Origin of the sequence: Paenibacillus sp. 4624 (genome assembly GCF_050435065.1) — a bacterium.
Classification (GTDB): domain Bacteria; phylum Bacillota; class Bacilli; order Paenibacillales; family Paenibacillaceae; genus Paenibacillus; species Paenibacillus amylolyticus_D.
Window position 1 is genome coordinate 379,141 of record NZ_JBNDJR010000001.1, and the last position, 24,104, is coordinate 403,244.

43 protein-coding genes and 1 pseudogene are annotated in these 24,104 nt (G+C 44.6%); 39 read left to right on the top strand and 5 right to left on the bottom strand.

Features of this window, described 5'->3' with window-relative positions; translation table 11 throughout:
• Positions 1–538: 538 nt before the first annotated feature.
• Positions 539–1,483, top strand: a complete 945-nt coding sequence (locus ABIE27_RS01650) for an ADP-ribosylglycohydrolase family protein (RefSeq protein WP_123062657.1) — start codon at positions 539–541, stop codon at positions 1,481–1,483.
• A 142-nt stretch (positions 1,484–1,625) separates the two neighbouring features.
• Positions 1,626–2,909, top strand: coding sequence for an MFS transporter (locus ABIE27_RS01655; protein WP_429349771.1), 1,284 nt, complete (start codon positions 1,626–1,628; stop codon positions 2,907–2,909).
• Positions 2,910–2,993: 84 nt separating this feature from the next.
• Here ABIE27_RS01655 and ABIE27_RS01660 read toward each other — a convergent pair whose 3' ends face one another.
• The gene (locus ABIE27_RS01660; protein WP_429349772.1) at positions 2,994–5,426 is read right to left on the bottom strand and encodes a hypothetical protein; all 2,433 of its coding nucleotides are present in this window, start codon (positions 5,424–5,426) and stop codon (positions 2,994–2,996) included.
• A 692-nt stretch (positions 5,427–6,118) separates the two neighbouring features.
• Here ABIE27_RS01660 and ABIE27_RS01665 point away from each other — a divergent pair.
• The 3 genes and pseudogenes from ABIE27_RS01665 to ABIE27_RS01675 form a co-directional block, all read left to right on the top strand.
• Entirely contained in the window at positions 6,119–6,826 is a 708-nt protein-coding gene (locus ABIE27_RS01665; RefSeq protein WP_429349979.1) for an alpha/beta hydrolase, read from the top strand.
• A 237-nt stretch (positions 6,827–7,063) separates the two neighbouring features.
• On the top strand, positions 7,064–7,243 hold the full coding sequence (locus tag ABIE27_RS01670) for a hypothetical protein (RefSeq protein WP_123062654.1): 180 nt from the start codon (positions 7,064–7,066) through the stop codon (positions 7,241–7,243).
• Positions 7,244–7,369: 126 nt separating this feature from the next.
• Positions 7,370–7,801: pseudogene (locus ABIE27_RS01675) on the top strand (sigma-70 family RNA polymerase sigma factor); the annotation flags it as partial.
• A gap of 24 nt (positions 7,802–7,825) precedes the next feature.
• Here ABIE27_RS01675 and ABIE27_RS01680 read toward each other — a convergent pair.
• Entirely contained in the window at positions 7,826–9,370 is a 1,545-nt protein-coding gene (locus ABIE27_RS01680) for a recombinase family protein (protein ID WP_429349773.1), read from the bottom strand.
• 84 nt (positions 9,371–9,454) lie between these two features.
• Positions 9,455–10,054, bottom strand: a complete 600-nt coding sequence (locus ABIE27_RS01685; protein WP_429349774.1) for a hypothetical protein — start codon at positions 10,052–10,054, stop codon at positions 9,455–9,457.
• Between the two features lie 163 nt (positions 10,055–10,217).
• Between ABIE27_RS01685 and ABIE27_RS01690 the strand changes: the two genes are divergently transcribed.
• Positions 10,218–10,556 carry a LytTR family transcriptional regulator DNA-binding domain-containing protein gene (locus tag ABIE27_RS01690; protein ID WP_429349775.1) on the top strand — a complete coding sequence of 113 codons (339 nt, stop codon included), beginning with the start codon at positions 10,218–10,220 and terminating at the stop codon, positions 10,554–10,556.
• Between the two features lie 192 nt (positions 10,557–10,748).
• Here ABIE27_RS01690 and ABIE27_RS01695 read toward each other — a convergent pair whose 3' ends face one another.
• Complete coding sequence (locus tag ABIE27_RS01695) at positions 10,749–10,973, bottom strand: helix-turn-helix domain-containing protein (RefSeq protein ID WP_221789828.1); 225 nt, start codon at positions 10,971–10,973, stop codon at positions 10,749–10,751.
• Positions 10,974–11,072: 99 nt separating this feature from the next.
• Between ABIE27_RS01695 and ABIE27_RS01700 the strand changes: the two genes are divergently transcribed.
• Entirely contained in the window at positions 11,073–11,213 is a 141-nt protein-coding gene (locus tag ABIE27_RS01700; protein WP_429349776.1) for a hypothetical protein, read from the top strand.
• Positions 11,214–11,224: 11 nt separating this feature from the next.
• On the opposite strand, the gene ABIE27_RS01705 is transcribed toward ABIE27_RS01700, so the two are convergent.
• The gene (locus ABIE27_RS01705) at positions 11,225–11,578 is read right to left on the bottom strand and encodes a helix-turn-helix domain-containing protein (RefSeq protein WP_429349777.1); all 354 of its coding nucleotides are present in this window, start codon (positions 11,576–11,578) and stop codon (positions 11,225–11,227) included.
• Positions 11,579–11,695: 117 nt separating this feature from the next.
• On the opposite strand from ABIE27_RS01705, the gene ABIE27_RS01710 reads away from it, so the two are divergent.
• The 32 genes from ABIE27_RS01710 (at position 11,696) to ABIE27_RS01865 (ending at position 24,086) form a co-directional block, all read left to right on the top strand.
• Positions 11,696–11,959 (top strand): helix-turn-helix domain-containing protein, encoded by a 264-nt coding sequence (locus ABIE27_RS01710; protein ID WP_429349778.1) that lies wholly within the window; start codon positions 11,696–11,698, stop codon positions 11,957–11,959.
• A gap of 16 nt (positions 11,960–11,975) precedes the next feature.
• The gene (locus tag ABIE27_RS01715; protein WP_429349779.1) at positions 11,976–12,752 is read left to right on the top strand and encodes a Rha family transcriptional regulator; all 777 of its coding nucleotides are present in this window, start codon (positions 11,976–11,978) and stop codon (positions 12,750–12,752) included.
• A gap of 15 nt (positions 12,753–12,767) precedes the next feature.
• A complete protein-coding gene (locus ABIE27_RS01720; RefSeq protein ID WP_429349780.1) occupies positions 12,768–12,977 on the top strand; it encodes a hypothetical protein in 210 nt (69 codons plus the stop codon).
• Positions 12,978–13,079: 102 nt separating this feature from the next.
• Entirely contained in the window at positions 13,080–13,298 is a 219-nt protein-coding gene (locus ABIE27_RS01725; RefSeq protein ID WP_429349781.1) for a hypothetical protein, read from the top strand.
• A complete protein-coding gene (locus ABIE27_RS01730; protein ID WP_429349782.1) occupies positions 13,282–13,542 on the top strand; it encodes a hypothetical protein in 261 nt (86 codons plus the stop codon). Before ABIE27_RS01725 ends, ABIE27_RS01730 begins: the two co-directional genes overlap by 17 nt.
• Positions 13,543–13,626: 84 nt before the next feature.
• Positions 13,627–13,803 (top strand): hypothetical protein, encoded by a 177-nt coding sequence (locus tag ABIE27_RS01735; RefSeq protein WP_429349783.1) that lies wholly within the window; start codon positions 13,627–13,629, stop codon positions 13,801–13,803.
• A gap of 37 nt (positions 13,804–13,840) precedes the next feature.
• Positions 13,841–14,077: a hypothetical protein gene (locus ABIE27_RS01740; protein ID WP_221789821.1), complete on the top strand. Its 237-nt coding sequence runs from the start codon at positions 13,841–13,843 to the stop codon at positions 14,075–14,077.
• Positions 14,052–14,690 (top strand): ERF family protein, encoded by a 639-nt coding sequence (locus ABIE27_RS01745; RefSeq protein WP_429349784.1) that lies wholly within the window; start codon positions 14,052–14,054, stop codon positions 14,688–14,690. The genes ABIE27_RS01740 and ABIE27_RS01745 overlap by 26 nt, the downstream gene beginning before the upstream one ends.
• 1 nt (position 14,691) lies before the next feature.
• Positions 14,692–15,090: a single-stranded DNA-binding protein gene (locus ABIE27_RS01750; protein WP_429349785.1), complete on the top strand. Its 399-nt coding sequence runs from the start codon at positions 14,692–14,694 to the stop codon at positions 15,088–15,090.
• Positions 15,091–15,177: 87 nt separating this feature from the next.
• Entirely contained in the window at positions 15,178–15,591 is a 414-nt protein-coding gene (locus ABIE27_RS01755; RefSeq protein ID WP_429349786.1) for a hypothetical protein, read from the top strand.
• Between the two features lie 3 nt (positions 15,592–15,594).
• Positions 15,595–15,969, top strand: coding sequence for a zinc-finger-containing protein (locus tag ABIE27_RS01760; RefSeq protein ID WP_429349787.1), 375 nt, complete (start codon positions 15,595–15,597; stop codon positions 15,967–15,969).
• A gap of 81 nt (positions 15,970–16,050) precedes the next feature.
• Positions 16,051–16,524 carry a hypothetical protein gene (locus ABIE27_RS01765; protein ID WP_429349788.1) on the top strand — a complete coding sequence of 158 codons (474 nt, stop codon included), beginning with the start codon at positions 16,051–16,053 and terminating at the stop codon, positions 16,522–16,524.
• Positions 16,525–16,946: 422 nt separating this feature from the next.
• Entirely contained in the window at positions 16,947–17,267 is a 321-nt protein-coding gene (locus tag ABIE27_RS01770) for a hypothetical protein (protein ID WP_429349789.1), read from the top strand.
• A gap of 14 nt (positions 17,268–17,281) precedes the next feature.
• Complete coding sequence (locus ABIE27_RS01775; RefSeq protein ID WP_429349790.1) at positions 17,282–17,458, top strand: hypothetical protein; 177 nt, start codon at positions 17,282–17,284, stop codon at positions 17,456–17,458.
• Complete coding sequence (locus ABIE27_RS01780) at positions 17,455–17,628, top strand: hypothetical protein (RefSeq protein WP_429349791.1); 174 nt, start codon at positions 17,455–17,457, stop codon at positions 17,626–17,628. The genes ABIE27_RS01775 and ABIE27_RS01780 overlap by 4 nt, the downstream gene beginning before the upstream one ends.
• Positions 17,625–18,005 carry a hypothetical protein gene (locus ABIE27_RS01785; protein WP_429349792.1) on the top strand — a complete coding sequence of 127 codons (381 nt, stop codon included), beginning with the start codon at positions 17,625–17,627 and terminating at the stop codon, positions 18,003–18,005. The genes ABIE27_RS01780 and ABIE27_RS01785 overlap by 4 nt, the downstream gene beginning before the upstream one ends.
• Complete coding sequence (locus ABIE27_RS01790) at positions 17,998–18,243, top strand: hypothetical protein (protein ID WP_429349793.1); 246 nt, start codon at positions 17,998–18,000, stop codon at positions 18,241–18,243. The genes ABIE27_RS01785 and ABIE27_RS01790 overlap by 8 nt, the downstream gene beginning before the upstream one ends.
• A 44-nt stretch (positions 18,244–18,287) precedes the next feature.
• On the top strand, positions 18,288–18,581 hold the full coding sequence (locus tag ABIE27_RS01795; protein ID WP_429349794.1) for a DUF7446 family protein: 294 nt from the start codon (positions 18,288–18,290) through the stop codon (positions 18,579–18,581).
• A gap of 34 nt (positions 18,582–18,615) precedes the next feature.
• Positions 18,616–18,921: a DUF7352 domain-containing protein gene (locus ABIE27_RS01800; protein ID WP_429349795.1), complete on the top strand. Its 306-nt coding sequence runs from the start codon at positions 18,616–18,618 to the stop codon at positions 18,919–18,921.
• A gap of 30 nt (positions 18,922–18,951) precedes the next feature.
• Complete coding sequence (locus ABIE27_RS01805; RefSeq protein WP_429349796.1) at positions 18,952–19,353, top strand: BC1872 family protein; 402 nt, start codon at positions 18,952–18,954, stop codon at positions 19,351–19,353.
• A 26-nt stretch (positions 19,354–19,379) separates the two neighbouring features.
• Positions 19,380–19,649: a hypothetical protein gene (locus ABIE27_RS01810; RefSeq protein WP_429349797.1), complete on the top strand. Its 270-nt coding sequence runs from the start codon at positions 19,380–19,382 to the stop codon at positions 19,647–19,649.
• A 33-nt stretch (positions 19,650–19,682) separates the two neighbouring features.
• Positions 19,683–19,946, top strand: coding sequence for a hypothetical protein (locus ABIE27_RS01815; protein WP_429349798.1), 264 nt, complete (start codon positions 19,683–19,685; stop codon positions 19,944–19,946).
• Positions 19,947–20,004: 58 nt separating this feature from the next.
• Positions 20,005–20,406: a YopX family protein gene (locus ABIE27_RS01820; protein ID WP_429349799.1), complete on the top strand. Its 402-nt coding sequence runs from the start codon at positions 20,005–20,007 to the stop codon at positions 20,404–20,406.
• Positions 20,399–20,593 (top strand): hypothetical protein, encoded by a 195-nt coding sequence (locus ABIE27_RS01825; RefSeq protein WP_429349800.1) that lies wholly within the window; start codon positions 20,399–20,401, stop codon positions 20,591–20,593. The genes ABIE27_RS01820 and ABIE27_RS01825 overlap by 8 nt, the downstream gene beginning before the upstream one ends.
• The gene (locus ABIE27_RS01830; protein ID WP_429349801.1) at positions 20,590–20,847 is read left to right on the top strand and encodes a hypothetical protein; all 258 of its coding nucleotides are present in this window, start codon (positions 20,590–20,592) and stop codon (positions 20,845–20,847) included. The genes ABIE27_RS01825 and ABIE27_RS01830 overlap by 4 nt, the downstream gene beginning before the upstream one ends.
• Positions 20,848–20,856: 9 nt before the next feature.
• On the top strand, positions 20,857–21,081 hold the full coding sequence (locus tag ABIE27_RS01835; protein WP_429349802.1) for a hypothetical protein: 225 nt from the start codon (positions 20,857–20,859) through the stop codon (positions 21,079–21,081).
• Positions 21,071–21,268 (top strand): hypothetical protein, encoded by a 198-nt coding sequence (locus ABIE27_RS01840; protein ID WP_429349803.1) that lies wholly within the window; start codon positions 21,071–21,073, stop codon positions 21,266–21,268. Before ABIE27_RS01835 ends, ABIE27_RS01840 begins: the two co-directional genes overlap by 11 nt.
• Before the next feature lie 11 nt (positions 21,269–21,279).
• Positions 21,280–22,146 carry a hypothetical protein gene (locus ABIE27_RS01845; RefSeq protein ID WP_429349804.1) on the top strand — a complete coding sequence of 289 codons (867 nt, stop codon included), beginning with the start codon at positions 21,280–21,282 and terminating at the stop codon, positions 22,144–22,146.
• An 88-nt stretch (positions 22,147–22,234) separates the two neighbouring features.
• Positions 22,235–22,924: a DnaA ATPase domain-containing protein gene (locus ABIE27_RS01850; protein ID WP_429349805.1), complete on the top strand. Its 690-nt coding sequence runs from the start codon at positions 22,235–22,237 to the stop codon at positions 22,922–22,924.
• 108 nt (positions 22,925–23,032) lie between these two features.
• Positions 23,033–23,548, top strand: a complete 516-nt coding sequence (locus ABIE27_RS01855) for a hypothetical protein (protein WP_429349806.1) — start codon at positions 23,033–23,035, stop codon at positions 23,546–23,548.
• Positions 23,545–23,907, top strand: coding sequence for a DUF1064 domain-containing protein (locus tag ABIE27_RS01860; RefSeq protein WP_429349807.1), 363 nt, complete (start codon positions 23,545–23,547; stop codon positions 23,905–23,907). Before ABIE27_RS01855 ends, ABIE27_RS01860 begins: the two co-directional genes overlap by 4 nt.
• Positions 23,904–24,086: a hypothetical protein gene (locus ABIE27_RS01865; RefSeq protein WP_429349808.1), complete on the top strand. Its 183-nt coding sequence runs from the start codon at positions 23,904–23,906 to the stop codon at positions 24,084–24,086. The genes ABIE27_RS01860 and ABIE27_RS01865 overlap by 4 nt, the downstream gene beginning before the upstream one ends.
• Positions 24,087–24,104 lie beyond the last annotated feature (18 nt).

The window sequence follows — 24,104 nt, forward strand, 5'->3', positions numbered from 1 at the left end:
ATCATTTCATTTTGTAAACTTTCTGCAAATAAATTCCCGTATATTCATTAACATGCGGAACATTAGTTGACGCGAAAAGCTGAAAATGAATATTAATCTGGGAAAAAATATGCGTTCGAACTAACAAAACCGTATCATAGGACGAAGAATAGGGTCAAGTGTGTTACGAATGTTTACATTGAAAATTTTCATATATGTGATTTGTTTTCAGAAAGTATCATTCCTCGCAAACCGTTAAGCCCGTTGCATGTAAGCGATATACTGGATGAACTTTTTTTTCAGCACAAATAAAATAATATTTTTTTATGAAAATGGATTGGATTTGATCATTCAACAGCTTTCGACACGTTTATAATAGAAGGAATGATTCAGCGTGTTTGGTTTAATTTGCTTTACGCCAGATCAGCGCATGTGGGAAAATAAGAGAATGAGCTTGTAAAGCTGGGTAGGAGAGAATGGGGTTTGTAAATTTAATTGAGGAAGCACAATGAGGCCATGAATTGCCTGTTAGATAAGTGATGTGAAGGAGGAAGACAACATGTTGCAAAGAGATCGTTTTGAGGGCAGTTTGATCGGGCTCGCAGTAGGAGATGCGCTAGGAACAACCGTTGAATTCAGCAGTCCGGGCACCTTCGAGCCTGTTACAGATATGGTAGGCGGCGGAGTGTTTGGATTAAAAGCGGGAGAATGGACTGACGATACCTCTATGGCTCTTTGTTTGGCGGAAAGTCTGGTGCGTCAGCCTAATTTTGATCCCGCTGATCAGATGCGCCGCTATACGAATTGGTATAAGATCGGTTATATGAGCAGTACTGGAGATTGTTTTGATATTGGTGGAGCTACGCGAAGCGCACTGGAACGATTTGCTCGAACCGGTGAAGCCTACAGTGGATCAACTGACCCCATGACTGCCGGGAATGGCTCTATCATGAGACTTGCTCCAGTTGCCATGGCTTATGCGCTTCAACCGTCGGAGGCGGTTCGTTACGCAGGGCTGAGTTCGCGGACAACACATGCAGCGACGGAAAGTGAAGAGGCCTGCGAAGTGCTGGCAGCTATTCTTGTGGCGGGATTCCGAGGAGCAGACAAGGCCGCAATGTTATCTCCAGAGACGATGAAGCGCTGGCGGACGGAGCAAGGGAGTTCTTTTTCACCTGCCATCGAAGAAGTGGTTATGGGATCATATGGGCGTAAAGAACCACCCGAGATTCAAGGCAGTGGGTATGTGGTTCGTTCTCTGGAAGCCGCGCTCTGGGCGTTCAACAAGTCATCCAGTTTTTCAGATGGCGTATTGCTTGCCGTTAATCTGGGAGATGATGCAGATACAACCGGTGCTGTCTATGGACAGATAGCGGGTGCATATTACGGGCGAAGTGGGATTCCATCGTATTGGCAGGACAAGCTGGCGATGAGAGATACGTTTGATCAGTTAAATGAGGCATTATGGCTAAAAGCATCGGGCAGCGCCGCGCAGGAGAAGTAGGAAGTCCAGGCTTACGGATCGTATGTTAGGCAGGTAACAAGAGATGAAATGAAGAGAAGATCATAGAACATCATAGAACATGGAGAGAAAGAGCTTAGCGTAAAACAATAGATACATGAAGGACAGGAGAAGAGAAAACATCATGAGTAAGACAGAACATTCCTTAGAACCTACGGCGGGTGAAAAGGCAGCATCCGCGAGTACGTCACAGACTCCAGAGTCTGGTAAACGAAAACCGTTTCCTTTGTCACTGTTATGCTTGACGATTGGAGCTTTCGCCATTGGCATGACTGAATTTATTATTATGGGTTTGTTGCCTAATGTGGCAACGGATCTTAACGTCAGCATACCACAGGCGGGACAACTAATTACGGGATATGCACTCGGTGTAGCCGTCGGCGCTCCCATTCTAACTGTATTCACGCACAAGATTCCGCAGAAAAAACTATTGGTGCTACTGATGTGTATTTTCATCTTGGGTAACGCGTTATCTGTCATTGCACCCACCTATGGGCTGCTCATCTCGGCACGTATTCTGACGGCATTTGCTCACGGTACGTTCCTTGGTGTAGGTTCAATCATGGCTACCAAGCTTGTAACACCAGACCGGAGGGCGGGAGCGGTGTCGGTAGTGCTTGCGGGACTGACCATCGCCAATATTATCGGTGTTCCATTTGGTACATTTATCGGTCAACAGCTCGGCTGGCGTTCCTCTTTTGGCGCGATCACAATTCTGGGCATTATTTCACTGTTTGGGATTATTCGTTTTATCCCGGTTATTCCGCAAGGTACACCAGCTAACCTGGGACAACAGTTCCGCAATCTGATCCGTCCACAGGTATTGCTCGTGCTTCTAATCGGAGCGCTGGGTTGCGGAAGTTTGTTTGCAGTTTTCACCTACATTACGCCGATGCTGGTTGATATTAGCGGCTTTGCGGAGCAGAGTGTAACCTGGATTCTGGTGTTGTTTGGCTTCGGTGTTACACTAGGGAATATGGCTGGTGGTCGTCTGGCGGACTGGAAGCTTATGCCTTCGCTTATTGTAAACTTTGGCATTCTTGCAGTATTGCTTGCTGCATTAACGCTGACGCTGCACAATCCGGTGTTGGCCGTAATCACGATCTTCTTCTGGGGGGTCGCAGCCTTTGGCATTATGCCAGGACTGCAGCTTCGCATTATGAATATGACGCGTGAAGCTCCGCTACTGGCGACAACATCCAGTCACTCTGCGTTTAATCTGGGGAATGCGGCGGGGGCTTATCTCGGCGGATTCGCTATTACACATACAGGGCTGATCTCAGTGCCAATCTATGCTGCAGTAATTGCAGCACTTGGATTGCTTGGACTTTTACTCAGTTTCTTTAAGCAGGATCAGAAATCTTCGCCTGAAGGTGCAGATGCTATTCGTCCCGTATCGGTACATTAGATTACCATAGATGGACTAATGACAATGAAGAAAACCTCAGTCTCTTGTTAGAAACAAGAAAACTGAGGTTTTTTGTACTTTATATTAATAGATTTCAAGCTCGTTAATTCGAACATAGGTTGGCTGATGTGAAGGCCCTTTGCTAGCGACGACACGTACCTTGGAGGTGTTAACGGCTGCAAAAGTATGTGATCGTGTCGTTTCCTGGTTGCCTGTGACTTGAACGAGATTTACCCAGCTTGAACCATTCCAGTATTGCAGGTCGTAGTTGGCAAGGACATAACCCTTGGTTGTGTATAGATCGATTCGCTGGATGGAACTGGATGCAGGCAGATCAAGAATGACATATTGCGGTAATGACGAATTACGATTATTTGCCCAGCTATAGCTTTCCCCGAGTGCCGTGTTACGGTGGCCATCATTGATTCGGGCTGTGGAGTACCCTGGATAGGTGGAGGATGCCGTTACGGTAGCATTTCTCGCCAGGTTCTGCCCGGTTCCCGGATTTGTAGGGTTTTTCACCAGTCTTACGAGGTTCCAGCGTAGCTCAAAGAGTTTGAAGGACTTATTAAATACAGCTCCTTCTCCTTTCACAAGCGCATCAATGGTAAGGGACATGGTACTTGGAACGCTGTTGCTGCTTGTCCACTTTCCTGTAGCCTCAATGCCTGCGAACACACTGACCTCTAATATTTTTTTGCCTGCAATTTTCAAACTCACTTCGGCTTTGGCTCCTGCCCAAGCCGTAACTTGTCCTTCAATTTTATGTGTGACGGTAAGATAACGGCTCACATTGCTGTAAGGCTTGATTTGTACAGGAATATAGGCCCGTGTTTTACCTTTTACTCCTAAAGTTACGGTATACCCCTGATCCACTTGGAATTCAAATGTGACATTGCCATCGATACCAATGACAAGGAATACCCCAACGGATACGGAGCCCAGACTACCTGCACCGATATTGAAGCCCATAATCGGCACTTTAACTTCTTTTTTGAATTTGGCGTCGCCTTTAATGTAGACGTTCGCTTTCTCGCCTGCTGTGAATTTCAGATCGTATTTTCCCCAGAAACCGTATTTTCCCGTTACTTTGGGTGCGATCAATGTAAGTTTGCCGCCCGCTTCAACGTAAACTTTGTTACCGTTTGCATTTTGTTGATTCACAAGCACTTTTTTGAAATCACAGACAAATTCGTTGCCCGATTTTTTACAAGTGGCAAAATCACCTGCTCCAGCGGTGCGAATAAGTTCATTCATATCAATGGCGTTTGCTTCAGTAATGTCTGCGGAATTTGCTTGATTCAAACCTGCGGAAGCTTCTTCACCCTCATGGATCAAGGTTTCGTCATTCTCATGAATCGAAGTTTCATCACTTTGATCTAATATGATGCCACCCAGGTCCGTAGGAGTAGCGGCTGTAAGGGCTTCATTGGTCTGAAAATCTGGATTAGAGAGATTAGCCTCTTGCTGGAGCGTGTTATCAATGTTGAAATGTTTGATCTCTTGATCCATGTTTGTCTGCTCATCAGATAGGGAGGATGCTCCGAGCCGTTCATTGCTTTCCAGCACCATATCCAGATCAGGCATGACAATATTTCGCTCTTCCAAAGAAACTTCCTGCTCAGGAATATCATAATAATCAAACAGTTCATCTACACCAGGTGTAGTGTAATCCACCAGTAATCCATCTTTGCTTTTGCTGGTGCTAGCCACTTTGATTGCCCTGGCGGAGGACTCATCCAGAAAAATCTGACCAGGTGAAAGCAGGTTTCCAATCTGAGCGGCTTCTCGGGAATTCAGTTCGATTGAACCTTTTTCTTCCACCGTTTCGAAGACGGAATTAACGACGGGTAGTTTTTGTACAATGGAAGATGGCATAGGTTGCGTCGGTTTTAATTGGTAATCGACCTGTTCAAACTGACCGGAGGATGTAATCGGATTACTGACCCCCAGGCCGTCTTCCGAAATGGTAAATGTAATGCGGAAATAAGCTTCCGCAATGGGGGCATCCACATTTGTTTTGCCTGCCCAGATCCAACGTGCACTTGTTTCTTCCGGCATACCTTGGATTTGTCTCCACGGGTCAATGCCATAACGTCCAAAATCGGAAGCACGTGCCCAGGATGTATCATCGAATCTAGGTTGTTCCCAACCCTCAACGTATCGTTCAGATACTTTCCAGTTGAAGTCGGTAACCAAATTTTCATCTTCATAACTGAGATCTGCCAGCAGTCCGGCGTACGAACCCCAGTCCTTGGCTTGAACCGCAATCACATTTGTACCCGGTTGAATGGGGACAGGGAACGTATACGCTTTGGTCCAGTCATCCCCTTTACCTGCTTGTTTGCCGTTTACAAAAAGTGAAAATTCATTGTCGGCTGTTATGTATAGTTTTCCCTCGTTGTTAGAAGCAGAGTAGGCATTGGTAGGCCAAAGGCCGACAAGTAAAGGCAGCAATAACGTGAAAACCAAAAATGAGGCCCATGTCTTTTGAATAGATGAGCGAAGTTTGTTCACAATCATTTCCCTCCCAAGAAATAGTTGGTTTGCAGAACAATCAATCATGCCGCCTGACTTGGTGAAATAAAATGCCTTGAAGGAAGAAAAAACGAGAAAAAAGTGTGAATTGGTATAGACACCTCCTTGTTTGAGATTATAATAAGGTAAAATATTCAATTTAACAACAGTAATTTACATTTTTTATAGTGAGGTTTGTTAGAAGAGAGAAGCGTGAATTCTTTGCTTTTATATAAAGGTAGATTACGCGTAGATACAAAGTGTCGAATATAGTTGCAAAAAATGGATAAATAAGTTTAAATATACTATATAAGTAATTTTAAAAAGAGAAATCAAGTTTAATCTACAATTTTCAACGTATTCTACCCGCATTGCGTATGACGGAAGGGAGGTGGTGGATTTATTTGTAAGGGCTTTCATGACAGAGGTATTGCTTGTGATTAACCCAATTGAGAGGAGAAAAGTGAATGAAGAAACGTATTTCTATCCTTTTAAGTCTTTCTATGGTTGTTGCTATGCTTGCTCCAACGATGGCGTCTGCCACGGAATCTAGCGAAATTTCTGCTCAGAACACTGCATATGAATCTACCAATGCTTCCAACAATGAGGTAAACAATACTCTAAATTCAACGCCGGTTGTACCGGCACCACCGGGGTATGATGGCTACCGCAATAACATTCCGCATGGGAATATGAACCTCATTACCTATAATTCTACGACGGTTGGCAATGCACGGAAAGCGATGGTGTACACGCCGCCTGGATATTCACCTAATAAAAAGTATAGCGTGCTGTACCTCCTGCATGGTATTGGCGGGGATGAGTACGAGTGGGCTAATGCAATGAAACCGAAGAACATTCTGGACAACCTGTATTCTGAGGGCAAACTGTCGCAGATGATCGTGGTTATGCCGAATGGCCGTGCGATGAAGGATGACCGCCCGATAGGTGATATTTATGCACCGGATAAGGTCGCCGCGTTTGAACGGTTCGAGCAAGATTTGCTCAAGGATCTCATCCCTCACATTGAGAGAAACTATCCCGTCTATAAAGATAAGAACAATCGTGCACTTGCTGGTCTGTCCATGGGTGGCGGACAATCTCTCAACTTTGGATTGAAGAATCTGGATACGTTCGCTTATGTAGGTGCCTTCTCGGCAGCGCCGAATACGAAGCCTGTGAACCAATTGATCACGAATCCTGGACAGGCAGCCAGCAAACTGAAATTGCTCTGGATTTCCTGCGGAGGAAGTGATGGCCTGTTGTGGGTGAGCCAGAACTTTAAAAATGGTCTCAGCAGTATGAACGTTCCACACATTTGGTATCAAGATGTTGGCGGACATGAGCCAAAAGTTTGGAACAGTGGCCTTTATCAGTTCTCGCAACGCATTTTTAAATAGTACACTAGCTCCCATCCAAAAGTAATCATCTGAACGTGCCATCCACACTATTCTCTAATAAGAGTGTAGCGTTAAGATGGGAGTGTTCGGATGAGCATCAGCCTCAGGCATGTCTTGTACATGGCCTGAGGCTTTATGTATTTTTGGGTGTAACAGATTCAGATCGGAAGGGTAAACAGTATAGTATAAGATGAGACGTACATAGGTAGTTTCATGAAAGAGGAGGAACCAATTACGATGTTTTATTATAAAGGTGCATTTCGGGAAACGGATAACGTTATCTATTTTAAAAGCGAAGTTCCGCTGGTGCAGCATGATGTGATTTTGTTTGGGGAGAGAACCTATTTTATTGAAAGTGTGGAGAAAGAGTTTTTGCTGCTGGAGAGAGTGGGTTCAGTTGTAACGGTGAGCGTGTAACGTGTTTATTTTGGTGCGGATTTAATGGTACGTGCACTTCTAGGCCTCTGCCCACATACAATAGATCGACCCTGTTCCCTTATGTGCTCAGGCCAGATCGTTGTAAAACTGCAGGAGGTGTCATCTGTGCCCGGATTGTTTACCGCAATAGCCCTGTTCATCAAAGAATTAACGTTACTCGTTTCGTATGTCAAAAACAATGCGTTTCCTCAGCCGCTCGCTGAGGATGACGAAGCCAAACACCTGCGCCTCATGGCTGAAGGTAATGCCCACTCGCGCAATCTGCTCATTGAACACAATCTGCGTCTTGTGGCGCATATCGTCAAGAAGTTTGACAATACCGGAGAAGATCAGGAAGACCTGATTTCAATTGGAACGATTGGATTGATCAAAGCTATCGAAAGCTTTCAGCAAGGCAAAGGCACAAAGCTTGCTACATTTGCAGCGAGATGTATTGAAAACGAAATCCTGATGCATCTCAGATCCCTGAAAAAAACACGAAAAGACGTATCCCTGCATGACCCCATTGGGACGGATAAAGAAGGAAATGAATTAACCTTCAATGGTTATCCGTATACGGGGTCATTTTATCTTCACATCCAACTCAATACTGAAATTGTCTTTAAACTCATGCTTCTCTTTGGTATACACGATTTTGTTAATAACACTTTTGAGCAATGCGTTTTGTTTCGCCGGATCGTCCGTCTTCTTGTATAACTTGATCACGTTTTTCACCAAAGGAATGATGTTCAGTTGTGCATCCTTCTGTTTCAATTCCTCGACAATATCGGCTTCTGTTCGAACAATCGCTTGTTGAGTTGAGGAAATCCGTTCAGCCAGGGCAGCAGAACGCCCCAAATAAGTTTCCTCGTCATATATTCCACGTTCAAGAAAATCGTGCAACCTTCCTTTTTGCTGTTCCAGTTCTTCGGCTTCTTTCTGGAACGCCTTAAGTTGTATTTCCTTCAAATCCAAAGCGTTCGATGATTTTTTAACGGGCTTGTGTTTATCCCACTGAATTCGGTAGTTTTCTAGCCACTGTTGCAGACCGACGATAACTGCATCAAATACATATTTGGCTTGTACGCTTTTGCAGTCACATGCTTTATTCGGACACATTAAATGGCTTGGTTGGTCAGTGTATGGGCGCAGTACAATGGCATAACCACATTTTCCGCATTTGATCAATCCAGACAAAGGGTTAACTATCCCACTTAATTGTTTGTATGGCACATGATAATTCTCTCCAAGCAGATCCATAGAACGGTAATATAAAGCTTCAAATTCCGGTGTTACATATTTACGATGCTTACCATATACCTTGGTGTATGTTCCTTCTTCCTGAGTTTTAACGACACGTCCAGTCGTCGTCTTTTTTGACCGTTTCTTTCCCCAGACGACATATCCGATGTTTACGGGGTTTTTCAACACAGTAAGCACCAACTCTGCCTTCCAGAGTTTGCCTGTGTATGTCAGAAACCCGAGTTCGTTTAAGTGATTGGCAATCTTCGCAGAACCCAAACGTTTTTCTGGATCTTCGTGTGCATATAATTCATACATCATCGTCATAATTTTATGTTGTGTAGGGTGAGGAACCAGGTATCTAGATTTATATTCCTTTTGTATCTCCCATCCATAAGGAGGACGAGTTCCAATGTAATTCCCTTCTTCGACTGACCGCACACGACCACCTTGTAGCCGGCGGTTGATAATCTTTAATTCTTTGCGGGCCATGAAAGCTTCAAACTCGCTGTATTCTTCATCAAATTCATTATTAAGGTCATATACTTTTCGCGGCGTAATAATCTTCGTGTTTGACTCTCGAAATGTCTCCAGGATCAGACCCTGTTCTTGCATGTTACCGCGTCCGAGCCGGTCAACATCCATGACTAAAACAGCGTCGTACTCTCCCAACGACACTTCTTTCAACAATTCATTCATCTGAGGGCGGTGAAGCAAACTCTCACCGGAGACGACTTCTTCACGTATCTTGATTATATTAAGACTCATTGATTTGGCGGTGCGCATTAAGGACTTTTTGTGCTTCGCTAATGTTTCTCCCTCGCCACGTGCTTCGGCCTCCATGTCCTGTCTGGATTTACGTAAATATATAGCGACTCTTTCCATGTCTAACCTCCGTGCGTTAATTGTTATCTTCTATGTCTGTATTGTAGGGTATATGCATGAAAAAAGCACCCCGGAGGGTGCAGATTATTGGTTTGAATTATTATTTCTCGTAAATAACGATGCGAAAGAACCTAAAATAGAAGCTAAGGCTATCAAAGAAATGTAGATAGCATATATAAATGCCGCTGCCGCTATAATCCAGTTAAGAAACGGAATGTCTTGCACCCAATCTATAATATTTGCTGTTCCTCGAGTAAGAATGTTAATCGCTGGTCTCGGGTCGAATATAACATATATATAGAAGATCATTTCAATTAAGATGACCCAGTATTTAAAGTTTAATGTTTTGTATGTACTGAAATCATAATTTTTTGCCGCCTCTTGCTTAGCCAATGTTACTCCCCATACTTCGTTAAAAAACAAGAATAATCCGCCTATTGTTATTAGAACCCAATCCTTTTCGTTTCCACTTATCCCGATAACGGTAAACGCTGTGAAAGAAGCGAATAAATAATGTGGCAATAAAGATAAGATGTTAACCACAAATACACCCGCTCTATCATTTAACAGTAGAATCACTAATATAATCACTACTTTTTCGATAATCTTCCACAAAAATGAAAACACTAAAATCACTGCTGCAATTGAATAAATAAGATAAAGCCAATCCCAGTTCCAATTCATGTTTCATATTCTCCTCATTAGTTCCGCATCGGTTGCGGTAGTTTACTATTATGCATGCCAAACTATTATATCATTTCCCGTTATTTCCTTGGTATATTTTGTCCGATGCTTCCATGACTTTCTTGCATTACTATGTATACATAGCATCTAAGGGGGTACATAGTTGGAAATCATAGGTATTAAAATGCATGGTAGACAGGACGATGATTCAGATTTCGTTCTATTTTCGCTGGAGGAAGACGTGAATTTCATCGAACCCTGGCAGATTAGTGGTAATGCCGGGCGCACACTGGCCTTTCATGGTCGGAAGGGATCATTTATCGCCATACATCTGATGAAGGACGCAGACACAGCCTACAGTCCATATGGATTCGAGTCTATGGATAGGTCTACAATTGTTAATACAACTAAAATTAAGAGTAAAGAAGCAACTGATAAAGGTACATGGATAAACTTTTCTGACGGATCTCGCGTACATGTTCGAAAAAAGTTCACGAATTAACACTGTCAAGTGGGGTTTAACACCATTAAAGGTGCTATTTTTTTGCACGATTCGACAGCATGTGACATGTAAGGTCTGATATAGTATGTGTACCAACTAAATCGAGGTACATAATCTTATGACTACTCGATTTTTGTTGTACCCAAGTTCGCTATATAGCGAACTCTCACCCCGGTCGGAGTGACAGAAACGTCACTCAATGCTGCTGACTTCGATGCGCTCGTACAGATCATCAATATAGCAACCAATCGCCGCGGCAATGGTCATAGCGGTTGCTAATGACATGGTTCTTCTGTTGGTGGCGTATTCTGATATTGAAGACTTAGGAATGCCAGTTACGTCACTTAACCATTGTTGTGTACGTTTAATCTCGCGTAATCTTACTGTCAGCAGGCAACGACCAGGTTTGTACACCATGATCTGGCCTCGCTATATATTTTTTTATCTTGTAACAGAACAAACGTTCCCTTAAAATGAGTATTACCAAATGGCAACTATGACACGGGAGATGATCAGATGGACACGGAAGAAATTTTTGAAATACTACAGAGTTGTGATATCGATCAAATAACTAGATTAAAATCCGTTGCCCAGACTCTTAATTTGGAACGCATTGAAAATCGTTTGAACCAGCTGATCTCTCTATTAAAAGAGTGAGGCTGGTTGCTTCATTTTTTGTTTTCTTCTTTTAATGCATCCAACATATCAAGCAGTATCTTTCTTTTATGATCCGGTAAGTTGTTAATGTCCTCCGCAAGTTTTCTTGTTTCTTCTGTTAAGTATTGTTCCCTCGTTTCGCGAATCGTGTTCGATTCTGTTTCCTCAAAACCAGTTAACTCAGACGGTGAAATCTCAAATAAGGTAGCTAATTTATTTATCATATCCAAATCTGGTTCTCTCAGGTCGTACTCCCAGTTTGCATATGTACTGCTCCTTTTTAATCCTAATTGTTTTGAAACGTATACTTGAGACCATCCGAATTTCTCTCGCTCTCTTCGCAGACGCTCTCCTAAAGTAGACATTTGCACACCTCCTAATATTTAATCTTACCACTCTTACACAATAAAAATAATTATTTACACGAAAAGTGTTGACTTACACGGAATGTGTATGTATTATAAAGACATGAGTTACACAATATGAGTAAACGAGGTGAGAAAATGAGAAAAAAACTTCGACAACTTCGAATGGAACGTGGCATCAGCCAAACATTCCTTTCTAAAGCACTAGGTTATCGTTACCCCAGCGGATACGGAAACATTGAAGCAGGGCGAAACAAACTCGGTTACGATCAAGCAGTTATTATTGCCAAGTTATTCGGTGTTGATGTTTCCGATCTAGAAGAAGAGGAACTTTTTTTTGAGAAAAACTTACACGAAACGTGTAATAAAAAATTAGCTTAACAAGGAGCGAATGAAAATGAGCCAATTAAACATTGTTAACAACCAGGGAAAGTTACTGGCAGATAGTCGCGACATTGCAACAATGATTGGTAAGCAACACAAGCATTTACTCAGAGACATTGATGGTTACATGAGTGTTCTCATTGAGTCCAACTTTGGGCCGAATGATTTCTTCATTGAAACAACATACAAAGACTCGATTGGAAGAACACTCAAACGTTACGACATCACAAAACTCGGTTGCGACATGGTAGCCAACAAAATGACCGGGCAAAAAGGCGTACTCTTCACCGCCACATATGTATCACGATTCGCTGAAATGGAACGCAAGCTTGCATTGCCTGCTCTACCACTGAATTACAAAGAAGCATTGGTGGCTTTAGTAGAGCAAGTCGATATGAACGAGAAACTACACACGCAAAACGTACTTCTTGAACAGAAAGTTTCGGAGTATGAGCCAAAAGTCACTTATGTTGACCGAATCCTGAAATCAAAAGGAACAATGACGATCACACAAATCGCTAAGGACTACGACCTGACAGGGCCAGCATTGAACAAAATCCTTCATGAAGAAAAAGTTCAGTACAAACAGAACAGACAATGGCTCTTGTACGCAAACCATATGAACAAGGGATATACAAGATCAGAAACAATTGACATTACCCGTAGCAACGGAGATCCGGACGTGACGCTTAACACACGCTGGACACAAGAAGGACGACTTTTCATCCATAAGGTACTTAGCAAACGCGGAATCATCCCGTACATGGATCGAGAGAATCCCGGAGCCTAAAGGAGGCTTTACCTCATGAAAGTTGTCCAATCCAACTTAGCGCATAAGATCATTCGAGGTGATTCGATGATCGAAGCAGAGTACAAAGTCGGTAATGCTCGGGTGAAGATCAACACAGAGAACATATGTAAGACTGATGAAGAACGCGAACAAGTGGATCGTGAAGTTGCACTTGCGGCATGGTCGATTGTTGAAAGCTTGGTAGCTAAAGGGGAGGCGGTTTAACCCTCCTGTGATGGACAAGCACAACATTTTGATATGTACGACATTACAAACCCTATATATTGTACACAAATTCATTTGATACGAAAAGGAGTGACCCATACAATGCCTAACCTGAAACTGATCCGCAAGAACAGTAACAACCTGATCCCCATCGTTAACCCTGCTACAACATGCGGATGCAATAAGCCAGCAGAATACGAAGTATACAGCGGAAACAGCAAGCAAGGGCATTGCCTGACATGCATGCTGGAGGCAGTAGACAACAAATACGCCGTGAATGTACGGAAGATTGGAGGCGGAGGGTATGACGATGCCAGCTAAGGGTCTGAGAAGTAGTGAAACGCCATTGACGGAATACCGAGTGGTGACCGAATCTGGCCGCATATTTTGCTGGAGCGCATTCGATTATGACCACTTATTCCGTAGCATGCGGGATCGAGGACATACACCTGTTTACGCCAAGCCAATGAGCGAATACGAAGCTGAGGTTGCTGATCGAGAAGAACAAGAACGTTTGCATCATGAACTGGTACAAGCCATCGAGGAGGAACGAAAGACAGCGTGAAACAACAGACATTCAAGAGTGTGGACGATATCCTGCGGCACTACGGGTGGGAGGCTCCTATAAAAGTAGTGGAGGTGAGAAAGGATGAAGGTTCCGCCAACAGATCGCAGACACTTCGAACAGCTGGAGAAAATCGCAAGCCAGAGAGGGACGCTGACGGAGACACTGAGACGAGTGTATCAAATGAACTGCGCCATAGCGATTAGACGAGAAAAGGCCGCCGTAGCATCGGCAGCCCAAGAAAGACGATTTGCAAATTGAATTACACCCACTATACCACAACGAAAGGAAGAATGGAATGCCTACACAATACAGATACATCCCACAGCATAAGGACGGACATTACTTGGATCGTGTTGCTCAGCCCACTGAGGACTACATGCATGCAATGAGATTCAGCAGACAAGACGATCTGGAGCATTGGTTAACCACTCGTCACTGTCCAGATGCACCACATAGATTCGTAATACGCCGCGTTCGCGTGGACTATGAATTGGAGGCTGAGGTACTTGAACATCTACCAGAAGCTAATTGAAGTCCGGAAGGAAGTTCCGTATCTCCAGAAAGAAAGTGAAGGGCATCAATATAAATATACTGGCAGTTCACAAGTCCTGGCTGCTGTACGCAAGAAACTGGACGAGCTCAATCTACTGCTCATACCACGGATCGTTGATACTAATATCCTTGCAGAAACAGTAGATAGCACTGACAAGTACAACAATCCAAAGAAAACGACAACGTACTTCACGGAATTAACTATGACCATGACGTGGGTTGATGCTGACAATCCAGAGGATAAGATCGAATGTTCATGGTATGCACAGGGTGTTGACATAGCCGGGGAAAAGGGCGTAGGAAAGGCGCTCACTTATGGAGAGAAATATTTCATGCTGAAATTCTTCAACATCGCTACAGATAAAGATGATCCAGACGCATTCCAAGCCAAGCATGATTTGGTCGAAATGATTAACCAAAAACAAATTACTGAAATTAAAGAACTATGGACTGGCCTTGGATATAAAGAGCCAGACCTCAATAAACAGACATCCAAGCTATATAAAAAGTCATTAGTTCAGCTAACAGAGAAAATGGCGCAAGAATTTATCGAAAATTTAAAGTCCATGAAGGACGCAAAGGAGACTGCTTAACATGCTCAATCGTTCAATTCTAATCGGAAGACTCACCCGTGATCCCGAGTTGAGATATACACCAAACGGAACAGCAACAGCTTCATTTAATCTTGCGGTGGATCGACCATTTGGTGACAAAGAAACAGATTTCATCCCTGTGGTTACGTGGCGACAAACTGCTGAAGCTTGCGCCAACTATTTGCGCAAAGGACGCTTGTGCGCTGTAGAGGGTCGCATTCAGGTGCGGAACTACGAGAACAACGAGGGCAAGCGAGTATACGTGACTGAGGTAATCGCGGACAACGTGCGGTTCCTAGAGGGACGAATCCAAGAGAAAACGGAAGATCAGATTGAACAGACCAAATCTGACACTGGTTACAGTAACTATCCTTCTTCAGATGACGACCTACCATTCTAATGAGATACCAAGACACCCTATTCTACGACGACGGCAGTCCGCTGAAACCGCCAAGCATAGGCCCATTTACGAAGGAGGAAGATACACATGGCACTGGCACGCAAGAAGGAAAAGATCATCATGCCGTGGCGCATGAACCTGTTCACCAACCACAACCGCAAGGAGAAAGCGCCAAAGAAACGCCGTAACCACGCTCTGGACGATCCAGAGTATATGACCAAGGAAAAGGTGCGGCAGGCGGTAATCGAGCGTGAGGGAGGCAACTGGTGCGCCATAAGCGGCGTGCCGGGCCCCGGCCTACACCTTCACCGCATTGTGTACGGATCACAGGGCGGAAAGTACGAGGTAGACAACTGTATCTTACTCAGCACGGAAATGCACGAGTTGGTACACAAGAGCAAGAAAACATGGATGCCCATATTACAGGATCATGTACGCTGCATGAAGTTAGGTATGCCAGAGAAGTCACCAATACAACGTATAACCCACAGGGAGGAATAGAAGATGGATGTATATTGCACCTACTGTGGGAACCTTGCTGGTTGTAGGTCATCCAAAGAGTGGTACGGCAGAGACTACGGATCAAACATTTACTATTGCCGACCATGTGACGCATACGTAGGGACTCACAAGGGATCAATGACGCCGCTTGGAACGCTAGCCAATAAAGAGTTAAGAGCGTTGCGTTCCAAGGCTCATGCGGTCATAGATCCGTACTGGAGACGTATGGGATACAACCGCAAGACCATATATCGGTTACTGGGCGAGTACATGGGCACGGAGCCGAACGATACGCATATCGGAATGTTCAACATTGAGCAATGCCAGAAGGTCATAGACGGGTTTCAGGCATTCATGAAGCAACCGGTTAGGGGATAGGGAGGGGATAGAGCATATCCCCGGATAACAGAGGAAGGGAATACCCTCCCTTCCCACCACATACCAAAGGAGCGAATGAACATGGGATTAGATATCACAACATACAAGCGATTGGCGAAGGTGGAGAAACCTCAATTGGACGAAGATGGGGATGTGCTTGATTGGAATACGGAATGGCGTACAGGCGACATGCAGTGGCAAGAGGAGTATTGGCCTGGGCGTTCCGAAGGTGTTGATTCCGATACGGTGTACACCTTTGAAAAAAGCGAAGATTTCCGCGCTGGAAGCTACAGCGGGTACAACTGGTGGCGGCAGAAGCTTTCTGAATTTGCAGAAGGAGACGCATTCCGAGAATTGATTGAGTTTTCGGACTGTGAAGGGGTTATCGGATCGGTTGTATCTAAAAAACTCGCTGCTGACTTTGCCAAATTCGAAGATGAAGCCAAAGAATACGCTGAGAAGATCGAAACCGGAGAGTATTGGTTCAAGATGTACGGGACATGGAAAGAAGCATTTGAGATGGCGTCAGACGGCGGAGCAGTAAATTTTCGATAATTCGGGGGTTTAGGCCCACCAAAGGAGAGATAACACATGATACTTTTGATTGCTAAACGCAAGATAAAGCTTCCGTGCGCTATCTGTAACAAAAAGATTTCCAAGGGTGAATGTTACTGGAAAGACCGACGCTATTATAACGACGATGACGGCTTTGGGACTGTTGAGTGGCATTACTGCCCACGTTGCAAGTACAAGGAAGAGGATAGGTCTTTCAGGATGATTGACCTTCATATGCGCTGTTCTCACCCTCCGGCATTCGTTCACTATGAAGGTGACCCAGATAATTACAACGGTCATGTATGTGGGATATGCAATGCAAAGCACTTAATAAAAAGAGGCGATGTCTATACGACGTCCTTAGAGGATGTTGTTTGGTAATAAATTTGAGGCCATACGGCCTCTTACCAAGGAGGGATAATATGGATTACGCAAAGCTCACCGAAGATCTGAAAGCCGCACAACGTGAAGTATGGCTTGTTACAGGCGAAATGGAAGACGGAGGCACAGCGAACTTGGACAAAGTGTTTCTAACCCTGCCACGAGCACATGAAGCTAAGGTACTGGAAGCTATCAGAAACGCTGGACTGTATTGCAGAGCAAAGCGGCGTTGGATCGGTGACGGATATATGCTGACGGTCAGCAAGGGGCAGGGAGACGTAAATACAAAGGCTGTGACGGTGTTTGTAGCTGAGATGGAACGAAGAGGTTACGAAGTGCTTGCGTATCGCCAAATGGATTAAGGGAGGGATATACCATGCGTTACCTAAAATGTATCGCCCCATGTAGATGTTTCACCGCAGGCGAGTTGTATCCCATTATCAAAGAATTCGAAGACAGATACACATTGATCGATGATACCGGAGAATGGCACATCATGTACAAAGAAAGCATGATTTTCAAAACGAGTTTTGGGGAGGAAGAACAGTCGTGATACAAAAAGGTGATCTGGTAATGTTTTCGGCTGGTGGAGTTGGCAAGATAAAGCGAATGTCAAAAGATCGGAGTTGGGCGGATGTCAATTGTGGAAGCTGGTCAAAAAGAGTTCCTGATCCAGATAAGAATCTCCAGCTATATAAAAATAAGGAGGAAGAACAGTCATGAGTAAGCAGGAAGAAATCAAGTTTATGTTGGGCATGCCGAACGAAGATTTTGGGTTATGGGTAGACGCTGGAGAGTATTCGGATCAGAACGTGATTGATCTCCACGGGGAAGCGTTGCGGCTCCTCAATGAACTTGATAAAGCAACAACCTTAATCGGGCAACAGGCAATGGCAATGAATAGGCTGCAAAATCTGGCGAACAGGCAAGGCAAGGAACTTGGAGAGGCAAGATACGCATTGAACGCAATTCAAATGGGTGAATGGGCATGTACTCACGATAATCATGGATTGGAAGTGTGGACAACACGGCGGATTAACCCGGGTCAGATAGCGCGTGAAGCTTTGGGTCAGGAAGGAGAGGGGAACCAAGATGCTTGAACAATACGACAAGGAATCGGTGTATGACGAACGTATCTCGCCTCTCATGAAGGAAATAATCCAGATTTGCAAAGATGAAGGAATACCGATGGTATCGAGCTTCTATCTGACGTCAGCTCAGAGCCATCCGAACGGTAAAGAACTGTTTTGCACAACGACGCTTCCTGTTGAAGGTAACACACCAGAATTCATATCTGATGTAATTGGAATGTTTTCGATTCGCCGTACAGACATTTAAGGTGAAGGCCTTTGGGACTCTCACCACTAAGGAGGATATAGTCTATGACGATCAAATGGGAAAACTACAATGTTGTGTGTACTGCATTAGGCAACCAACTTGTGATAGCAAAAGTGAATCAAAGCGGAAAGTTCCCGTCCATTTCAGATAAAAGTACGGACAGAACAAAAGAGATTGTGGGAGCAGTGTACCAACATATGCAAACAGCTTACGAGAGGGTTAAGGCAGATGACAACAAAGCGGTAGGGCTGACATTCACATTTCAAGACGGAGGGAAATTGGTCTACGAACCAGCAGATAAGGTTAGGGAGGATATAAAGCAAAACATCAAGGGATGAGGTTTGGTCCTCTCCCTACTAAGGAGGATATAACATGCCAGTCATTCATAAATACGTCATACATCCATCCGAACAGATTCAGCACATAACAGTCCCGCACGGCAGTAAAATCGTCTCCTGCGGCGTACAGGACGGTCAGATGGTCAAGTGGGTGATGAAGATCGAGGATACAACAAACCCGGACAAAATGGATCATCTGCGCTTCATGGTGGTTGGAACCGGATGGCCCATAGATGGGCGAGAGTACTTCCCTGATTTCAAAGGAACGATCCAGATAGACGGATATGTCTGGCATGTACTTGAAATGCAAAAATACGATTTTGTTAGGGAGGATATATAGACAGCAGTAACCAAAGAAATCATTCTCGGAATGATGCCGAGCCGCGAATTAGATGCTCTTGTTGGAAAGTACGTGGTTGAAGAAATTCCAGAAATTAAATGGTACGCCGTTAACAAGGAAGAGACTGTGATCCATCAAGATTTTAACTATCAATCTGAAGCGGATGAATGGCTTGAATTCGATAAAGAACATGGTCCAGAAAGAGGTCTTAAAATTGTGCGGCGTGAACTGTACTCGAAATATTCAGAAGATATGTTTGATGCATGGGCAGTAGAAGAGAGAATCGCGGAATTGAGGTTACAGGCTAAATATTGCGAATCATTAAAACAGGTTGTGGTCGGTACAGGCGAGTATGTTGGAATGTTTGATTTCATCCACACAACTCCAGCACAACGCTGTAAGGCAGCTTTATTGGCTGTACTGGACTTATAACAACAAATTCAAAGGAGATAGATACCATGAAATATTTCGAATTCAACGGTCCTTACTGGGCACTGATTAAAGCGGAGACGGAAGAGCAAGCCATTGAAAAGTATAACGAGATCGTAGCAGATTACGATGAAGAAACGGACGATGAAATCAAAGAAGTTGAGCGTGATTATGCTCTTGTGGTTCACGCAAGAACTCAATCTGATGATGGCGGACTGGTACGGACTGTAACTGAAACGTTAGAAGATTTTAATAAGCCAGAAGCGGACATATTGGCTATAACAAGTGAACTCTGCTAGTTGGTTGGACTTATAACATAGGAGGGATAGACGATGTCACGCCTTAAATTTCAAATGTGGAAAGCTGAGCCGCGTTACGGTGGATACATGTCCTTATTCACGGATGGAAAAGGAGTATGGACGGAATCGTGGTGGAGTTCACCACCCTCATCCATTGACCACGTTGGCCGGGAGTACATCCCAAACAGGCATCCTAATGTCAAGAACTTGCGTCATGATCAGTTTGTTAAACAGCAGTATAAGCAGGAAATGGCGAGACTTAAATCATTGGCCGAAGGCGACCAATCGACTGAATAAACTTAACGAAGTGGAGGCCGGATAAGGTCTGGTCTCCCCAAATAGGAGGATATACAAGATGCGTGAGATTAAATTTGCAGCATGGCTGACGGAACACTGCCAGATGGGCAAAGCATTCACTATCAAAGATTTGATCGAAATGGATTCTTTGCCCTTCAATGGAAACGTGAAGTGGTTGCAATACGCAGGCTTCCATGATGAATCAGGCGACCAAGTCGAGGTATTTGAAAGTGATATCGTCGAATTGGAATATGAAGGCGAAACGCACATTTGTGAAGTGAAGTATGAGGGCAGCGGATTCATGTTTGTAGCAGATTCCTTGGCAGACGGGTACCTTTGGGCATCTGAAGTGATTGAATTTGATAGATCATACTGCTGGGCAGAAGGCGTTAGGGTGATCGGAAATTTACACGCTCGTCAAGTGTTGGCTCCCAAGGAAGGAGCGGATAAGCATGATTGACTACTCTGATTTAAAACTGATCGATTCCTACGAATACGATATTACTCCCAATGAGAAGGGCGAAATGATGATAGTTTTCAAAGTTGGAGAGGGCAGCTATATGCTACCAATCACGATAAAGGAATTGCGACAAATTCTGTGGTTCGCAAAGCAAAAATTGGGTGGGGAAGGAGCGGATACAGAATGAACAAAACAGAATTAGAACTCAGATTACTGATGAATAAATACTGTGATGAGTTAGCTGAAATAAAAAAGGACATCAAAGAGGCTCAAAATGATAAGGATGCAGAGGCTGAGGTCATCGGAAGAACGCTTGAACGTAATATGCGAAGGGTAATCTCTAGTCTATTTAATACAATGAAAACGCTTGGAGAACTGGACGAAGAAGAAATTGAGTTTGGTGCAACGAAGAAATTGCTGCTTATCAACCTACCTGGGTAGGGATGAAGCATGAAACCACGAGACATCCAAGAAGGACGCACCTATCACAATGGCAGGGTGAAGTTTCGCAAGGTTGTACTGATCGGTAATCGACACAAAGACGATGCAGACCTGTATTACCAGCCGGAAGGTAAAGACTATTGGCTTACGATGACACTTGTGGGATTTGCTGAATGGGCAAAAGGAGAGGGTAGAGAGTCTATACCCAAGGAGGATACAAATGATGGCAGCTAACAACGTACATCTACACTCACAGTTGATGTTTTGGGACGACGAATTGGCTCGGGCTGTGTCCGATCTGCATCATGCAGAGAAGTATGACGACCGGGGAGCAGTCGATTGGCACGAAGAACGGGTACGGTGGGCAAAGATGAAGATAAACGATATACGGGACAGCATGGGAAGTAAAAAAGGAGCTTAGGTGGTGCAATTATGGACGGTTGGATACGGCTACACAGAAAAATCATCGAGAGCGCTATTTGGGACAAGCCACCCCTTTACATCAAGGTATGGATGTTTCTGCTCATATCTGCGCAGCATTCTCAATACAAAGGGTTGCAGCGAGGGCAGATGAGCCTATCCATACCGGACATAATTGAGGGCTGCAAATGGCGCGTGGGGGCTCGTACAGTCAGGCCCACAAAGGATCAAGTCTATCAAGTAATTGACTGGCTACGAAAACCCAATGAAAGGGGTCACGAAAGCAACGCGAAAGCAACGATGATCACGACGACGAAAGCAACGCATGGAATGTTGATTGAAGTCGTTAACTACGCGGTTTATCAGGATTCGGAATCTGACGAAAGCAACGACGAAAGCAACGACGAAAAGGAGACGAAGCCTGCGCGAAAGCAACGACAACCCAACAATATAAACAAGAATGTAAAGAATGATAACAATGTTAAGAATGAAAAAGATAAAAAGAGTGTACCCAAAATCCAATTTGCTGAATTCGTTTCTATGACTCAATCGGAATACGACAAGCTGGTAGAACATCATGGAGAAGATAGAGTCAACAGAATGATAGAGATATTGGATAACTACAAGGGTGCAAACAAGAAAAAGTACGCAAGTGATTACCGAGCCATTTTGAACTGGGTTGTTGATCGGGTTCAAGAGGAGGAACGTAAGCTAAAAGTAATACAAGGAGGCGGTCAAAGTGGAAGGTCGAGGATCAATGAACGGAATTTTAGCCCGGATCGAGCGTCTCAGAAGTCAACAGAATACATCGGAACTCCAGGAAGTCGGAAGGTCATTGTTCCCGACGACTTTGAACAGCAGCTCCGAAACTTCGAATGAGGGATGTCCCAAATGCAAATACACAGGAACGATAACTGATCTTCGCTGGGTAGAAGACGACGAATACAAGAAGCCTGATGGCACACCCATGAAACGGGAGGTTACAACGGTAAAATTATGTGACTGCTTTTATGAGCGGCAGTTTCAGAACTACAACCCAACTGATGGACTGGCGGAAAAAGAGAAGGGATACACGTTTAGTGTGGCTGTGATTGATGAGGAGAATAAAACACAACTCAAATTAGCTACAGACTTTGTGCGAAACATCAAGGAACACATGGAAAAGGGCAGCTGGATGTACATCTTTGGTGACGATCTCCGAGCACGGGAGAAGAATGTATCAGCATTTGGAACAGGGAAAACGTATCTGATGGTTTGCATTGCTAATGCGCTGGCTCACCGGAAGATACCAGGAATCTATGTGACTGAGGATGACCTGTTTGGTGCAATTAAAGAGACATATGGTAAAAAAGCCGATGAAAGTGAGTCAGAAGTGCTCAAACGTTTCCGACAGGTACCCATACTCATGATAGACGACATATTCACCGCACAGTACAAGGATTGGGCAGAAGATAAGCTGTTTAGCATCTTAAACGGCAGGGAGCGCGAAGGGAAAGTAACTATCATGACCAGCAATTATGAGTTAGAGAGAATCCCATCGCGGCTGCCAATCAATGGGGCCAAGTTGGTAAGCCGTATCAAGGGACGAATTGGTGAACGTGAGATAGAAATGATCGGCCGGGACCGCAGGCCAGAACAACACAATCAATCAGCATAGGAGCGATAACCATGAAACCAATAGACGATTACGACCTGATAGACCAAGACTACGATGAATTCCTGCGCCGGGGCCGAGAGGCTTTCGGCATGGAAGGGAGGATTGGGGATGAATCACAAAGAGATGCACGACATCTACGCACCATGGGAGTACCTGCTGCGCGAGAAACTGGAGGATGCCGACCGGATCGCATCGCGAGTTGATTCCGAAGCCGCGATGTTTGGGATACCTGCATCGGTACGCAGGCAATACATTGCAGATAAAGTGCTCAAATTGATCGACGAGATCGCAGAAGAACGGGAAAGCCACTACAGACGAAAGAAGGACGACGACATGAGAAAAAAGCACTGGGCAGCCGGAGGACAGATCAAGGAGCGCAAATCCACACGTAAGGGCCGGCAGAAGGGAGAGCAATACAAGATGTACGTGAAGACAAAGGTGGAACCGGGGCCGGACTTGATTATACAAAGCTTGGAGGTGCCACTTACCACGGAACAGTCAAACCGGATCGTCGAACTGGCTGAGTACGGCTGGCTACGGTCAGACATTGCCAAAGAGGTGGGTATACCAAAGACGCGCGTCAATCATGAGCTGGTGAAACGGAAGGGAGGTGGTGCAGCTTGAGGGGCAACAAGTACGGCGCCAAGAAGACAACGACAGACGGGATCACCTTTGACAGCAAAATGGAGGCTGAGAGATATCGGATGTTGATGTTGCTTGAGCGAGCCGGAGAGATAAGTGAGTTGACCCTGCAGCCGGAATTCCAACTGGTGGAACCTTTCACCAAGATGGGCAAGAAGAAAAGAGGCATAAAATACACAGCTGATTTCATGTACAAGGAGAATGGGGAAGTCATCGTGGAGGATGTAAAAGGATTCGCAGCACGGGACTTTTCGCTGAGAAAGACGCTGTTCGATGTGAGAAACCCAGATATCATTTTGCGATTGGTGACCAAAACTGATGGAAGGTGGACAGTGAAATGATTGGACGGTACGTACACGTGGGAGACGGATGGGTGCTTCTGGACGATTCTGGGGCGTGTAGAGGACGTTTGATAGAGTTTGACGGTAGATTGGTAGGATCAACTCAAAAACGTCTCTACGAGCCTACAGGGTGGTTTAAAATGGATGGTTGGAAAGTCGGAAAGCGAGATATTGCATGATTCGATTTGTCAAATGTG

Excerpts from the sequence above, each read along its gene's own strand:
- ABIE27_RS01650 (WP_123062657.1), top strand. The coding sequence starts at position 539 with ATGTTGCAAAGAGATCGTTTTGAGGGCAGTTTGATCGGGCTCGCAGTA.
- ABIE27_RS01655 (WP_429349771.1), top strand. The coding sequence starts at position 1,626 with ATGAGTAAGACAGAACATTCCTTAGAACCTACGGCGGGTGAAAAGGCA.
- ABIE27_RS01665 (WP_429349979.1), top strand. The coding sequence starts at position 6,119 with ATGAACCTCATTACCTATAATTCTACGACGGTTGGCAATGCACGGAAA.
- ABIE27_RS01670 (WP_123062654.1), top strand. The coding sequence starts at position 7,064 with ATGTTTTATTATAAAGGTGCATTTCGGGAAACGGATAACGTTATCTAT.
- ABIE27_RS01680 (WP_429349773.1), bottom strand. The coding sequence starts at position 9,370 with ATGGAAAGAGTCGCTATATATTTACGTAAATCCAGACAGGACATGGAG.
- ABIE27_RS01685 (WP_429349774.1), bottom strand. The coding sequence starts at position 10,054 with ATGAATTGGAACTGGGATTGGCTTTATCTTATTTATTCAATTGCAGCA.
- ABIE27_RS01695 (WP_221789828.1), bottom strand. The coding sequence starts at position 10,973 with ATGGTGTACAAACCTGGTCGTTGCCTGCTGACAGTAAGATTACGCGAG.
- ABIE27_RS01700 (WP_429349776.1), top strand. The coding sequence starts at position 11,073 with ATGGACACGGAAGAAATTTTTGAAATACTACAGAGTTGTGATATCGAT.
- ABIE27_RS01705 (WP_429349777.1), bottom strand. The coding sequence starts at position 11,578 with ATGTCTACTTTAGGAGAGCGTCTGCGAAGAGAGCGAGAGAAATTCGGA.
- ABIE27_RS01710 (WP_429349778.1), top strand. The coding sequence starts at position 11,696 with ATGAGTAAACGAGGTGAGAAAATGAGAAAAAAACTTCGACAACTTCGA.
- ABIE27_RS01715 (WP_429349779.1), top strand. The coding sequence starts at position 11,976 with ATGAGCCAATTAAACATTGTTAACAACCAGGGAAAGTTACTGGCAGAT.
- ABIE27_RS01720 (WP_429349780.1), top strand. The coding sequence starts at position 12,768 with ATGAAAGTTGTCCAATCCAACTTAGCGCATAAGATCATTCGAGGTGAT.
- ABIE27_RS01725 (WP_429349781.1), top strand. The coding sequence starts at position 13,080 with ATGCCTAACCTGAAACTGATCCGCAAGAACAGTAACAACCTGATCCCC.
- ABIE27_RS01730 (WP_429349782.1), top strand. The coding sequence starts at position 13,282 with ATGACGATGCCAGCTAAGGGTCTGAGAAGTAGTGAAACGCCATTGACG.
- ABIE27_RS01735 (WP_429349783.1), top strand. The coding sequence starts at position 13,627 with ATGAAGGTTCCGCCAACAGATCGCAGACACTTCGAACAGCTGGAGAAA.
- ABIE27_RS01740 (WP_221789821.1), top strand. The coding sequence starts at position 13,841 with ATGCCTACACAATACAGATACATCCCACAGCATAAGGACGGACATTAC.
- ABIE27_RS01750 (WP_429349785.1), top strand. The coding sequence starts at position 14,692 with ATGCTCAATCGTTCAATTCTAATCGGAAGACTCACCCGTGATCCCGAG.
- ABIE27_RS01755 (WP_429349786.1), top strand. The coding sequence starts at position 15,178 with ATGGCACTGGCACGCAAGAAGGAAAAGATCATCATGCCGTGGCGCATG.
- ABIE27_RS01760 (WP_429349787.1), top strand. The coding sequence starts at position 15,595 with ATGGATGTATATTGCACCTACTGTGGGAACCTTGCTGGTTGTAGGTCA.
- ABIE27_RS01765 (WP_429349788.1), top strand. The coding sequence starts at position 16,051 with ATGGGATTAGATATCACAACATACAAGCGATTGGCGAAGGTGGAGAAA.
- ABIE27_RS01770 (WP_429349789.1), top strand. The coding sequence starts at position 16,947 with ATGGATTACGCAAAGCTCACCGAAGATCTGAAAGCCGCACAACGTGAA.
- ABIE27_RS01775 (WP_429349790.1), top strand. The coding sequence starts at position 17,282 with ATGCGTTACCTAAAATGTATCGCCCCATGTAGATGTTTCACCGCAGGC.
- ABIE27_RS01785 (WP_429349792.1), top strand. The coding sequence starts at position 17,625 with ATGAGTAAGCAGGAAGAAATCAAGTTTATGTTGGGCATGCCGAACGAA.
- ABIE27_RS01790 (WP_429349793.1), top strand. The coding sequence starts at position 17,998 with ATGCTTGAACAATACGACAAGGAATCGGTGTATGACGAACGTATCTCG.
- ABIE27_RS01795 (WP_429349794.1), top strand. The coding sequence starts at position 18,288 with ATGACGATCAAATGGGAAAACTACAATGTTGTGTGTACTGCATTAGGC.
- ABIE27_RS01800 (WP_429349795.1), top strand. The coding sequence starts at position 18,616 with ATGCCAGTCATTCATAAATACGTCATACATCCATCCGAACAGATTCAG.
- ABIE27_RS01805 (WP_429349796.1), top strand. The coding sequence starts at position 18,952 with ATGATGCCGAGCCGCGAATTAGATGCTCTTGTTGGAAAGTACGTGGTT.
- ABIE27_RS01810 (WP_429349797.1), top strand. The coding sequence starts at position 19,380 with ATGAAATATTTCGAATTCAACGGTCCTTACTGGGCACTGATTAAAGCG.
- ABIE27_RS01815 (WP_429349798.1), top strand. The coding sequence starts at position 19,683 with ATGTCACGCCTTAAATTTCAAATGTGGAAAGCTGAGCCGCGTTACGGT.
- ABIE27_RS01820 (WP_429349799.1), top strand. The coding sequence starts at position 20,005 with ATGCGTGAGATTAAATTTGCAGCATGGCTGACGGAACACTGCCAGATG.
- ABIE27_RS01825 (WP_429349800.1), top strand. The coding sequence starts at position 20,399 with ATGATTGACTACTCTGATTTAAAACTGATCGATTCCTACGAATACGAT.
- ABIE27_RS01830 (WP_429349801.1), top strand. The coding sequence starts at position 20,590 with ATGAACAAAACAGAATTAGAACTCAGATTACTGATGAATAAATACTGT.
- ABIE27_RS01835 (WP_429349802.1), top strand. The coding sequence starts at position 20,857 with ATGAAACCACGAGACATCCAAGAAGGACGCACCTATCACAATGGCAGG.
- ABIE27_RS01840 (WP_429349803.1), top strand. The coding sequence starts at position 21,071 with ATGGCAGCTAACAACGTACATCTACACTCACAGTTGATGTTTTGGGAC.
- ABIE27_RS01845 (WP_429349804.1), top strand. The coding sequence starts at position 21,280 with ATGGACGGTTGGATACGGCTACACAGAAAAATCATCGAGAGCGCTATT.
- ABIE27_RS01850 (WP_429349805.1), top strand. The coding sequence starts at position 22,235 with ATGAAACGGGAGGTTACAACGGTAAAATTATGTGACTGCTTTTATGAG.
- ABIE27_RS01855 (WP_429349806.1), top strand. The coding sequence starts at position 23,033 with ATGAATCACAAAGAGATGCACGACATCTACGCACCATGGGAGTACCTG.
- ABIE27_RS01865 (WP_429349808.1), top strand. The coding sequence starts at position 23,904 with ATGATTGGACGGTACGTACACGTGGGAGACGGATGGGTGCTTCTGGAC.